General features: G+C 61.7%; 10 protein-coding genes and 1 tRNA gene. 2 read left to right on the top strand and 9 right to left on the bottom strand.

Features of this window, described 5'->3' with window-relative positions:
* The first annotated feature begins 16 nt into the window (after positions 1-16).
* Together CN933_RS02835 and CN933_RS02830 are read left to right on the top strand one after the other, a co-directional pair.
* Positions 17-250 carry a hypothetical protein gene (locus CN933_RS02835; RefSeq protein ID WP_180980683.1) on the top strand — a complete coding sequence of 78 codons (234 nt, stop codon included), beginning with the start codon at positions 17-19 and terminating at the stop codon, positions 248-250.
* Positions 237-1,421 (top strand): site-specific integrase, encoded by a 1,185-nt coding sequence (locus CN933_RS02830; protein ID WP_017267203.1) that lies wholly within the window; start codon positions 237-239, stop codon positions 1,419-1,421. The genes CN933_RS02835 and CN933_RS02830 overlap by 14 nt, the downstream gene beginning before the upstream one ends.
* An 87-nt stretch (positions 1,422-1,508) precedes the next feature.
* Here CN933_RS02830 and CN933_RS02825 read toward each other — a convergent pair.
* The 9 genes from CN933_RS02825 to CN933_RS02785 form a co-directional block, all read right to left on the bottom strand.
* Positions 1,509-1,584 (bottom strand) — tRNA-Lys (locus CN933_RS02825).
* A 126-nt stretch (positions 1,585-1,710) separates the two neighbouring features.
* Positions 1,711-2,628: a PhzF family protein gene (locus CN933_RS02820; protein WP_018095325.1), complete on the bottom strand. Its 918-nt coding sequence runs from the start codon at positions 2,626-2,628 to the stop codon at positions 1,711-1,713.
* Positions 2,629-2,803: 175 nt separating this feature from the next.
* Positions 2,804-3,553 (bottom strand): NUDIX hydrolase, encoded by a 750-nt coding sequence (locus tag CN933_RS02815; protein ID WP_018095326.1) that lies wholly within the window; start codon positions 3,551-3,553, stop codon positions 2,804-2,806.
* Positions 3,554-3,555: 2 nt separating this feature from the next.
* Positions 3,556-4,662, bottom strand: a complete 1,107-nt coding sequence (locus tag CN933_RS02810; RefSeq protein WP_018095327.1) for an endonuclease/exonuclease/phosphatase family protein — start codon at positions 4,660-4,662, stop codon at positions 3,556-3,558.
* A gap of 149 nt (positions 4,663-4,811) precedes the next feature.
* Positions 4,812-5,255, bottom strand: a complete 444-nt coding sequence (locus CN933_RS02805; RefSeq protein WP_003529999.1) for an NlpC/P60 family protein — start codon at positions 5,253-5,255, stop codon at positions 4,812-4,814.
* A gap of 777 nt (positions 5,256-6,032) precedes the next feature.
* On the bottom strand, positions 6,033-7,367 hold the full coding sequence (locus CN933_RS02800; RefSeq protein ID WP_018095329.1) for a TadE/TadG family type IV pilus assembly protein: 1,335 nt from the start codon (positions 7,365-7,367) through the stop codon (positions 6,033-6,035).
* A 512-nt stretch (positions 7,368-7,879) separates the two neighbouring features.
* Complete coding sequence (locus tag CN933_RS02795) at positions 7,880-9,619, bottom strand: TRAP transporter large permease (RefSeq protein ID WP_018095330.1); 1,740 nt, start codon at positions 9,617-9,619, stop codon at positions 7,880-7,882.
* Complete coding sequence (locus CN933_RS02790) at positions 9,616-10,281, bottom strand: TRAP transporter small permease subunit (RefSeq protein WP_033047329.1); 666 nt, start codon at positions 10,279-10,281, stop codon at positions 9,616-9,618. Before CN933_RS02790 ends, CN933_RS02795 begins: the two co-directional genes overlap by 4 nt.
* Positions 10,282-10,356: 75 nt before the next feature.
* Positions 10,357-11,496: a TRAP transporter substrate-binding protein gene (locus CN933_RS02785; protein WP_018095331.1), complete on the bottom strand. Its 1,140-nt coding sequence runs from the start codon at positions 11,494-11,496 to the stop codon at positions 10,357-10,359.
* Positions 11,497-11,569 lie beyond the last annotated feature (73 nt).

The following is an 11,569-nucleotide window of genomic DNA, read 5'->3' as shown; positions in this document are numbered from 1 at the left end:
CAGCTGGCCACCTCGCATGTCCGCTGACATGGCTGCCGGGTATTGCGGGGAAAAGCATGTCGAAGATTTCCTCGATCGCGTCGGAACGATCTATCCGAACCCGCGCATCGTTGACAGCACGCGACGGAAGTTCTGGTATCGTGAGGATCTGGACCGGGCGATGAACCTCGGCACATCGACGATGTCCTCAGGATTGGGAGCGAAGTTCCGTGAAAAGATCAGGGAAAAGCGGAACGGTGGAACTGCCTAAGCACGTGCACCGCGTCATCAAGCGACGCGCCAACGGTTCGCAAACCGTCTACACCTTCTATACCAGGTTCCGGAACACCAAGGAGGCGTGGCCATCGATCGCCCTTCCGGAACCGCTTGAGAAGGAGTTCTCCGAACGCCTGTCGATCTGTGAAGCCATGGCCCGCGATGAGAAGGGCTTCCTCCTCGACGGCAAGCGGCTACCGGACCTGAAGAGCAAAGAGTTTTGGCCCGAGGCCACGAAGGCGCACGAAGCATTCATCCGCCGCGGCCGCCAAGGCATCAAGGACTTCAAGGCGCTCGTCGAAGCCTTCCAGAGCGAGACCAACCCCTTCTGGACCAAGCTGGCGGCTTCCACTCAGCGCGGCTACCGAACCTCTGGCGACATCATCAAGGAGACATGGGGAGACGACCTCCCCGTCGACTTGACGACGGTCGACGCGCAGGACGCGATAGATGCCCTCGGCGAGACGCCAGCGAAGGCAAACCAGTTCCGAGCCTTCCTGTCCCGCCTGATGGCGTGGGGCGCCTCCCGCGGCTACTGCAAGACCAACGTCGTGGAGATGACGGAAAAGATACCGGGCGGCGAGCCGTGGGTGCCATGGCCGAACTGGGCTTTTGAGATCCTGCTAGAGCACGCACCGTTTCACATGCAGATGATCGCCATGTCGGCATTCTTTACCGGGCAGCGCCAGGGCGACGTGCTGGCTATGACGAAGCCGAAGGCGGGAGAGAACACGATCGCCGTCCGTGCGCAGAAGACGGGAAACACGGTTTGGATTCCGATCCACTTCGCCTATCGGAAATGGATCGATCGCGTGCCGACGTCAGATAGCGTGATGCTGCACGCCGGCGCTCGCGCCACGTCATACAAGAGCCCCGACGGTTTCCGGACAGAATGGCAGAAGCTCATGGCGAAAGACGCGTTCAAGCCGTTCCGGGAAAACCGGATCGTCTTCCACGGTCTGCGCAAGAACGCTGTGATCAATCTGCTGGAGGTTGGCTGCACCGAGAACCAGGTCGGAGCGATCTGCAACATGTCAGCGCAGATGGTGCAGCACTACGGCCGAGAGGTGGCTTTGAGGAGCCTCGCGAAGGACGCGATGAAGCTCATGGAAGCACGCTGGAGCGAGATCGAGCCGGCCGCTTTCAGGAACAAGAACGGAACGTGAATTGGAAACCGTTTCCAATTTCTTGGAAACCAGCTGTCCGGAAATCCCGGACAACTTGGAAAATCTACAATGATTTCAAGAGGTTTTTGGTGGGTGATCACGGGCTCGAACCGTGGACCCGCTGATTAAGAGTCAGCTGCTCTACCAACTGAGCTAATCACCCGACCGGAACCGCTTCGCTGCGGTCTGGTGGGGCGTATAATGGCGTTCGACGGGCTTGTCCAGCGCCCTTTGCAAGTTTTCTGCAAAAATTTCAGCGCGGTGCATTCGTGCGTCCTGCGCCGCCACTTCAGACCGTCAGCTCCCCTTCGGCAACTTTTATGGCATGGCCGCCTATCCGCGCGCTCGCGATCTTGCCCTCCGCTATGTCCAGATGCAGATGAATGAAGGAAGGGCGGCCCATTTCGACCCCCTGCTCGATCAGCATGGGGTGGTGGCCATCGACCAGGCCGTCGAAGAAGTTGATGGCGCCTGAAAGAGCGGCCGCGGCCGAGCCGGTTGCCGGGTCTTCGACGAGGCCCATGCCGGGGGCGAACATCCGGGCATGAAAGCGGGCTGTATGATTGATGCCGCCGCGACAGTAGAGATAGGCTGCAGCGAGCCGGCCCTCGGCAAGCGGTGCCAGGTGCTCCCAGCGCTGCGGATCGAATTCCACCGAAGCCGCCGCGCCGACGTCATGAAGGGGCACCATGACGAAGGGAACGCCGGCGCTCCAGAACGACGGCACATGATTTTCAAAGCCGACCTGCGTGGTCTTGAGCGCAAGGGCGTCGGCGATCTCCTGCCGGTCCAACTGCGCGTGGAGCCGGATCGGTTTGCGCGGCAGGTCGAATTCGGCGAAGGTCGCCGCTCCCGGCTTCAGCCTGACGGCAGCGCGGACCGGCCCCACGCTTTCTTCCAGTACCTGCATCAGTTCGAGCGCACTGTTGGCCTCCCCGTAGGCCGCTTCCGCAATTGCTACGGCCGCTCCGACTGTCGGGTGTCCGGCGAAGGGCAGTTCGTGTGCCGGCGTGAATATCCGAAGCCGGGCGGAATGGGCGGCGTTGCCGGGCCGCAGGATGAAAACCGTTTCGGAAAGGTTGAACTCCTGGGCGATCGCCTGCATGGCTTCCTCGGCAAGCCCCTCGGCCTCGAACACCACTGCCAGAGGGTTGCCCGCCAGCCGTTTCTCGGTGAAGACATCGTAGATCGCGTAACGCCGTGCCATACATGTCCCCTTATTGGTCCGGGTCGTTGTGGATTAGGTCCGGGTAGCGCGGTATTACGAAGATCCCGTCTGCCGACGCCGCGACGTCGGGTCAAAACTCTGCTGTCCGCACCGCTCGCGACCTTGCAACGCCAGCGGCCCGGCGGCAAGGCAAAATGCCCGCGGCGACGTTCCTTCACGCCATCTGCTGCACGCGGCTACGCGCAAAAAGCCATTCAAGTATGGGTGGAATGAACGGCGGATAATTATGTGCGGTCGGCTCTGGCCCTCGGATCGCCACCGCCTCGTCGATCTCGGGATGGGGATCGGCAGCAACATGCGCCGCCACCCGCGCAAGGATTTCCTCCGCCGTGGCCGCCAATCGGAAAACGCGGAAAACGGTAAGGGTGCCATCCATGCGGATGGCGTGCCAGCCCGGTTCTGCGACCGCTTCGGAAAGCGAGATGCCGGTTTCCTCCATGACCTCGCGCGCGATGTTGCGCCCGACGTCGCAGCGCCCGTCGATGATGTCCTCCGGCTCCAGCGAACCGCCGGGGCTATAGACCCGGCCCGGATTGGCCGTGTGCGCACCCATGCGGATGGCGATCAAAGCGCCGTCCGAAGAGACGAGCATCGGCATGCCAAAGATATGGCTCGCGCCCGCCGCTCTCGTTTTCCGCCACCAGAGAAAGGTCGAATAGGGAACGATATGGGCCCGCGCGCTGATGCGCCCGTCCGTGATCCGGACCGACCTCTGCAGTACCATCCGGCCGTCGAAAAGGTGTGGGTTCGCGGCGATTTCCCGCTGCCAGCTTTCGCGCGCCCGATCCGCCTCTGCCAGATGGAACGGATGGGGCTCGGGCGAGACCTCTATATCGATTTCCGAGACCGGGAAGATCGTCCCGTCGAGAGGCCATTGCCCCTGGCTGGTTTCCAGTAAGGTCATCTTCAAATATCCAAGGTCATTACGACAGGGCAATGGTCGGAGGCTTTCGGACGGTCCCAGCCGGTGCGCGGATAACGCTCGACCTCCTGCCCCGCGGGAAAGATCGTGCGATAGGGCTGCCCGGAACGGATGATTTCAGGCAGCCGGGCCGCGTTGCGGCGCGCCAGCTCCGGCGACAGCCAGATATAGTCGAGCTGGCAGAGATGCCGATCATCCGGCCCCCGGCTATGAAAGAGCGTCCAGCGGTCGAGGACCGGCCGGCGCAGATTGGGATTTTCGACAAAACCGTCGTGGCTCAGGATGTCGAGCGCGCTCGTCGTTTCCTCATGCGGCACGAATTCATAGCCGTTGCGCCGGTCGCCCAGCACCTTCACCTTCTCCTGATAGTCGTTCATGTCGCCACAGATGGCGAAGACTTTGTCGGCCGTATGTCCGCGGCCGAAGCGGCGTTCGATGAGATGGCGCACGGCCTTCACCTCCGCGACACGCACGGCCATCGTCGCCTGCCGGCCGTCGAGACCTTCGCGCGCCGGCCCCATGGACTTGAGATGCACCACATAGAGGGTCAGCGGCCTCCCGCCGATTCTCACATCCAATTCGAGGCAATCGCGTTTGAAGATGCGGTCGCGGGGCCGGTTCGTAAGTGCCAGTTCGTCGTTGAAGAGGTCGAGATCCTCATAGGTGAGCGCAGCGTGGCTCTTTACCTCCAGGCACTCGATCTTCTGGCCGTCGCGGGTCTCCTCCCGCATCAGCACGGCGACATCTATGCCGCGGGAGTCGTTGCCTTCGATCAGATATTTCTGGCGATAACCGTTGCCGGCCATGCGAAACAGATAGCCATATTCGAAGGCCTGCAGCGCCGCCATGTTGTCGGCCTCCTGCAGGCAGAGAATATCGGCGTCGCAATCGGCAATCGCCAGCGCCGACATCTGCCGGGTGTCGTCCGTATGCGCGATCGTGCGTGCCTCTTCCAGACGCTGGTATTCCGCCTCGCTGCGAACGTCGAAGAGCCGCAACACCCGATCCTGCTTGAGCTGGTTGCGAAAGCCGGAAAAATCGAAGCGGCTCATGAGGTTTTCGATATTGAAGGTGGCAAGGCGAAGCGACATCAGGGGCAATTCCACATTGAATTGCCGCGGAGATTAGAGCGGGACGAGCAAGAGTGTAAAGCTGCAGATTGTGCCGCGCGCGAGCCCTCCGCGGCGTTGCCGTCCGCCTGAGAGGAAACTTGCCATGAGCCCGTGCGCGGCCCTGGCTGCTATCGTCTTACCGCCACCACCTGGGCTCGGCTGAAATAGGACAACTGCACGCGACCCGACTGGTTGCCGCCGATAAGACGTGCGGTCGATTTGGACATCTGCGACAGGACGCCGACGTGATAGCTCCGTCCGGCTCTGACGACGACGACGTCGCCCGGCCGTGCGTAGGACAGCTTGACGGGCGCACCGAACCTCAGCCACGAGCGGGCGATGCCATAGCTCTTCGGTGGCTGCCGGCCGGATTTCCTGGCAACCATCCCCATGAAATGGCCGCACCAGGGCGTACGGGCCGGATTGATGCCGAGAGCGGCGCGCAGGCGCCTGTTGTTTTTCACCTCGTGCAGCCCGGCATATTGCTGGGCCTGGGTGAGCATTCCCGCTGATGCGGTGTCGGGTGACGTAAGCGCAAGAAATGCTGCAGTCAGAAGCGCGACAACCTTCATGAGTTGGTCTCCCTCACGGCGCTGCGCGTCCAATCAGACGCAAAGTCGCCGTAGCACCTGGTTTTGCCGCATCTTCCGGATTGACTTCGATCCAAAAGATGCAGCCGGCGCGGACGGCGTCATGCCGGCCTTCGCCTGCCTCTTCGTCTCCGTCCATCGCAAGAAGTTCGCCCCTTCCGCAGACGCGCATATGCACGCGCCGAGCCGCTCCGCGTTCGGGAATGCGTCCCGATCGCAGATGAAGATGGCTCCGGAATCAAAGGGCTAGAGCGTCCTCCACCGAGGCGTACAGCAACGGCCGCGCCCAGCGCCCGTCAAAGGCGCCAAGGCGGCATGCCTGGATTGCTGCACGGTCCGCCCGTGAGCGGTACCGTGTCGGCAGCCGTCAAGGCTGCACTACGCCTTCGGCACAAAGCACAAAGGACTCTCTAGCGCTTTGAGGCTGCACATGACCGTTTCCGAAAATCGAATATGGATTTTCAGCGCGGTATTGCAGCCGGCCCGCGAATTGCAATGGCCGTGCCCCCAACCTGATGGCGTTCGCTTTGCGAGAGTTTGAAATTCCCCTGCCAGCCGGTGGTCAGCAGTCGAAAACTTGCCGGCTAGGTGAAGCGAAATTGTGGCAAAGACCGCTTGTTTTGCGCAATTGGCGTCGATTTCTTCGCCGATTCGCTACTGTGGCCCGAAACTGGCGCGTTTTTGCCTATCGGTCGGCGGCTATTGACCCTTGTCTGCCCCGGCGGCCAGCATGGCGGCCTGGCGGCGCTGCTTTCAGGATCAGCGCACCAGACGAATGGCGCCCGGATAATTGAAATGGGTATTGGCAAGCTCCTTGCTGCAATCCATCTTGAAAGTACTGTTGCCGATCAGCGTGATCTCCTGTGCGATCAATCTGATGCACTCACCGCTGGTCGTGCCGTTGCCGGCATATTGGAGTTCGCGGGCGTCGGGGAAATAGAGGATCCCCGTCAACGAGGATTTGCTGTTGCCGTTGATGACGGCTGATGCGGTGTTGCCGTGCTCTGCAACGATCGAGAAGCCGGCCCAACTGCCCTCGAGGGAAGGCGAGATATTGAAGGTGGCGCCTCCATTGATCCTGAGTTCCGCATCGTTGATCAGGAAGAAGGTCACGCCCTGACCGCTGACGACCGTTTGGCTGCCGAGTTCGAGCCGGCCGCCGTCGATGATGTAATTGCCCGCCTGGAGCGTGACGGCTCCTTTCAGATCCAGGCCGCCGTAGGTACCGGGTTTCAACGTCACCACATGGCCGTCGGCATTTTTCGGTGTCTTTCCAGTGCCGTTGCAATCGCCGTTGCCGCCGCCTCCGGCGACGTAGCCCTGACCGCAGCCGGAAAGATTCGTCCAGCCCGAAGGCTTGGGGAGCCCCTTGCTCGCAAATGGGTCGGGTATGCGCGGCGATCCTTCCACGGCGGCCTCGCAGGCGAGCTGTACCGCCTGCGGCGAGCTGTAGATACGGCCCGCTGCGTAAAGACACTCGGCTTTGAGCTTGCCTGAGCCGCCGATATAGACCGACTGATCGTCGTCGGAGTTCGAAAGGACCGCGCATCCCGTCAGATCGGCAATTGCGCTGCCGCTGACCTCGAATGCCCGGTCTGCCGTGCGATGAAGCGCAAGAATGCAGGCCTCCGCCCCGGAGGCGCGCGCGGCAATCGCCAGGCGCCGGATCTGCAGCGGCAGGCGCTCGAGGAAGAGCGGCTTGTGGTCCAGCACGAATTCGGCGGTAGCGGTATCTTCATTCACATTGCGCGTGAACTTTACGGACAGCGCCTGCGTCGACGGCTCGGTGGCGACGGCCAGCGCGTCGACGACGCTCTCCTGCGGCAGCGCATAATTGCTCCAGAAGAACTTTTGCGCCGCGGCGTAGGCGTCGTCCTCGGTGGCGCCCTCGCCATAGGCGCGGACCGAGCCGAGCGCGGCCGCATCGAGAGCGCTCTGGATTTTCTCCGCCTCCAGGTAAGCCCCGGCGAAGTCGATCGCCAGCGCAGCCGCGCCGATAATCGGAACGAAAGCGATCGCGCCCAGAACGGCGAAGTTGCCGCTCCTGTCGCGCACCAATCTTCTCAGATGCAGGCGGAACGTCGCGGCCCTCATAGCCTTCCCTCTCAGCAGCCCCACCGCAACACATAAGCATTAACTAATTTTAAGATCGTTACCAAACACGTTCGGCTTTTATGAAATCTTTACAAGAAGGGCGGGAGTCCTCGACTTCCTCGCGACAAGCCGCCTCCTGCGCAAGAATCGGTCGTAGTTCGTAACAAATCGCCCTGAAAAGTTACTGGACCAAGGCCACCGATCTCGTCAAAAATAGCGGTGCAATCAGGGAAATGATTTCAGTAGCAATTTAGATCGGAGCTCCCTTCGGGGTGAACGCCGATTGCGAGGATTTACCCGGTCGAGCTCGCGGCAGCCCCCGGGCGGAGAGTGATGGATATGCCCGGGGCGTCTGGCAGCCGGGTGTGATATTGCCGCCGGGAAAATAGAGAGATTGAAATTTTCGCCGCAATTTACCAGGACCCGCTCGCTGACGGCGGGCCCTGGTTTTGTATGGGCGCTCCTGGCGCCGGGTCATTTCCGCGGCGCCGCTCAACGCTGCAGCAAGCGCGTCAGCCATAGAGATATTCGGGCAGCCAGAGCGTCATGCCCGGCCAGATATACATCATGATCATGCAGAGAATGACGATGAGCATGTAGGGCATCATGCCCGCGAATATCTGGTTGAGGGTAACCTGCGGCGGCGACACGCCCTTGAGATAGTAGGCCGACATCGCAACCGGCGGGGACAGGAACGCAGCCTGCAAATTGACGAAGACGAGCACGCCCCAGAGGATCGGGTCGATGTCGAAATGGTGGAGCATCGGCAGAAAGATCGGCACGAAGATGATGATGATCTCGGTCCACTCGAGCGGCCAGCCGAGAATGAAGATGATCGCCTGAGACAGGATCATGAACTGCACCGGCGTGAGATCCAGCGCGAGAACCCATTGCTCCACCAGCGCCTGTCCGCCGAGGATCGCGAAAACGGCGGAGAAAAGCGCCGAGCCGACGAAGAGCCAGCAGACCATGGCGGTCGTCTTTGCGGTCAGGAACACCGCCTCCTTGGTGCGCTGCCAGTCGAGAGTCCGCGCCTGGAGCGCCAGCAGGAAGGCACCGGCCGCGCCGACGGCGGCGGATTCCGTCGCTGTGGTGATGCCGAACAGGATCACCCCGAGCACCGCCACCGTGAGGATTGCGAGCGGCATGACGGAGGAAACGAGGAGCTTCACCACCTGCAGCCGTTCCGCCGTCATGTTGCGATAGTAGCGCAGCAGCGCGAAGACGGCGACTGCGGCGGCGAGGCCGAACCAGACGTAGAAGCTCGTCGCGGGGCCGCCAGCCGCTGCAGGCCCGGCATCCGCGACCGGCGCGCCGAGCTCTTCCAGCCCCTCCGGTGCTTCGGTCGCGGCCACCTGTTGATGAATGACGACATACCACCAGAGAAGCCAGAGCGTGGACGCCGTCAGCAGAAGCGGAAAGAGCGCCGCAGCAAGGTTCTTGACGAGTTTCCAATAGGTGAGCCGTCCCTCCCCCGCCTTGATCCCGAGCGCGCGTGATGGCGAGACGAGCGCTGCGAGAAGACCGGCGAGCATGTTGGGTGAATAGACCTCTGCGAAATGCTTCATCCATGGCGGCACCGGGACGCGCGTCTGTTCCTCGGGCAGGCTCGGAGCGATCTTCGGATTGAGCATCGCCCAGCCGAGGACATAGGCGAGATAGAGGAGCGCCAGAAAGAAGCCGGGAAACATCGTCGCCGCATAAAGCTTGACCACCGACTGGCCGGCTACGGCCGCATAGACGATGATCATCACCGAAGGAGGGATCAGGATGCCCAGAGTGCCTCCCGCGGTGATGACGCCCGAGGCAAGCTTCACATCGTAACCGGCCCGCAGCATCGGGTTCATGGCGATCACCCCCATCAGCACGACCACGGCGCCGACGAGGCCGCTGGCGATGCCCCAGAAGGTGCAGACGATGAGCGTTGTCACCGCGAGCGATGCCGGAACGCGCCGGAATGACAGCTGGATGCTGTAGAACATCTTGTCGACCAGCGCGCCGCGCTCCATCACGTAGCCCATCAGCACGAAAAGCGGGATGGAGATCAGCACGTCATTGGTCATTGCGCCGTAGGTGCGCTGGACCATGAGATCGAAGACGCGATTGTCGATCCAGGGTTCCACCGGATTGTAGAAGGCGTAGAAGCCGAACAGCATTCCGAGACCCATGAGGGTGAAGGCCGTCGGAAATCCCATCATGATCACGACCACGATGAGGCCCAGCATCGTCAAGCCAAGAAAAGGTTCACTCACCGCTCTCCCCCTCCGAGGCCGCGCTGCCGGGCCGCCCTGTCGATATCCTGCGCGCGTTCGATGGCAGCTTCACGCGTTTCCTCGTCCACATGCTCGCTATGGGCAAGCTGCTCGGCGACGACGTCGATCTCTTCGACGTCCTTCAGCCGCGCCGGCCACACCCCGGTTCTGAGACAGACGATGCAGCGCAGGATCTCCGCCAGTCCCTGAAGGATGACGAGCGCGCCTGCGATCGGAATGACCGTCTTGAAGTAATAGATCGGCGGCCCTTCGGCGGTCACCGTCGAGTGCTCGCCGATCCGCCATGACAATGCGGCATAGTCGTAGCCTGCATAGATGAGGGCGGCGATTCCGGGCAGGAAGAAGAAGATGTAAAGGATGAGGTCCAACGCCGCCTGCGTGCGCGGCTTCAACGAACTGTAGATGAAATCACCGCGCACATGCGCGTTCTGCGCCAGGGCATAGGCGCCCGCCAGCATGAAGAGGCTGCCGTAGAGCATGTTGCTGGCATCGAAGATCCATGCGGTCGGCATGTTCAGGATATAGCGTTTGAAGACTTCACCGCAGACCAGCATCATCAGACCGATGATCAGCCACGCCGCCGCCTTGCCGGTCCAGACGCTGATGGCGTCGATCCTCATGAGCAGATGCTGAACGTTCACGCGCACCCCCGGGAGGCCAGGTCCTGACCGTACATCACCGGCCCCGCGCCGGTAATGTACTGGATCGGGATGAAGTCAGAGCGACTTGGCGACCCCGTCTCGCCCGAAATAGTGGTCGAAGGCCATCCGCCGGTTGACGACGGTATCCTGCTCCCAGCGTGTCGCGCGTTCGGCAAAGGCGATCTGGGACTGCAGTACCTCCTTGAACACCGGATTTTCCGCCGATTTCTTCTTCACCACCTCGTCATAGACTTCGAGTTGCCGCTTGAGGATCGCTTCGGGCGTCTTGTAGAACTTGACCTGATCGGCCGTCTGCATCTCGCGATAATCCGTGGAGTAGCGGTCGATCGCTTTCCAGGCCATGTCTGCCGACGCCGCGTCCACCGCATTGGTTATGATTGCCTTCATCTGATCCGGCAGGCCGTCGAACTTTCCTTTGTTGAACAGGATCTCGAATGTCTCGGCATTCTGATGATAGCCCTGCAGCATGCAGACCTTGGAGACGTCGGGAAAGCCGAGCAGGCGATCGGATGAGGCATTGTTGAATTCCGCGGCGTCGAGCAGGCCGCGGTCGAGCGCGGCGACGATCTCGCCTCCGGGCAAGGCGTTGACCGCTGCGCCGAGCCCTGTGAACACATCGATCGAGATACCGACGGTGCGGAACTTCAATCCCTGCAGGTCCTCGGCCTTGGCGACCGGCTTCTTGAACCAGCCCAGCGGCTGTGTCGGCATGGGCCCGTAGGGAAACGACACGACATTGGCACCGATCGACTCGTAAAGCTTGGCGAGCAGGTCCCTGCCGCCGCCATATTTGTGCCAGGCCAGCATCATGTTGGCGTCCATGGCGAAGCCGGGCCCCGATCCCCACAGCGCCAGCGCAGTCTGCTTGCCGTAGTGATAGACCATCACGCCGTGGCCCCCATCGAGCGTTCCTTCGGAAACCGCGTCGAGCAGTCCGAATGCCGGCACGACGGCACCGGCCGGAAGCACCTCTATCTTGAGGTCGCCACCAGTCATGTCGTTGACCTTCTTTGCGAAGTCGAGCGCGAACTCGTGAAAGATGTCCTTGGACGGCCACGTGCTTTGCCAGCGCATGCTGACCGGCCCTTGTGCCCTCACGATGCTCGGCGCTGCAGCCATGGCCGCCCCGGCCGCTGCGGCGCCGCGGAGAAATTTGCGGCGCGATGTCCCCCCGCTTTCGGCTCTGTGTTTCATGTTTTCCTCCCAAGGCTGCGCGCGAACTCCCTCCCCTTTTTGGGAGCGGATTTTTTCGCGGGCATTCACAATC

It is taken from the genome of Sinorhizobium sp. M4_45 (assembly GCF_002885915.1).
Lineage (GTDB): Bacteria > Pseudomonadota > Alphaproteobacteria > Rhizobiales > Rhizobiaceae > Sinorhizobium > Sinorhizobium meliloti_A.
This window is presented reverse-complemented; position numbering and strand designations above follow the sequence as displayed.

Bases quoted from the DNA above. Each gene is read 5' to 3' on its own strand.
- CN933_RS02835 (WP_180980683.1), top strand. From the start codon at position 17: ATGTCCGCTGACATGGCTGCCGGGTATTGCGGGGAAAAGCATGTCGAA.
- CN933_RS02820 (WP_018095325.1), bottom strand. From the start codon at position 2,628: ATGGCACGGCGTTACGCGATCTACGATGTCTTCACCGAGAAACGGCTG.
- CN933_RS02815 (WP_018095326.1), bottom strand. From the start codon at position 3,553: ATGACCTTACTGGAAACCAGCCAGGGGCAATGGCCTCTCGACGGGACG.
- CN933_RS02810 (WP_018095327.1), bottom strand. From the start codon at position 4,662: ATGTCGCTTCGCCTTGCCACCTTCAATATCGAAAACCTCATGAGCCGC.
- CN933_RS02805 (WP_003529999.1), bottom strand. From the start codon at position 5,255: ATGAAGGTTGTCGCGCTTCTGACTGCAGCATTTCTTGCGCTTACGTCA.
- CN933_RS02800 (WP_018095329.1), bottom strand. From the start codon at position 7,367: ATGAGGGCCGCGACGTTCCGCCTGCATCTGAGAAGATTGGTGCGCGAC.
- CN933_RS02785 (WP_018095331.1), bottom strand. From the start codon at position 11,496: ATGAAACACAGAGCCGAAAGCGGGGGGACATCGCGCCGCAAATTTCTC.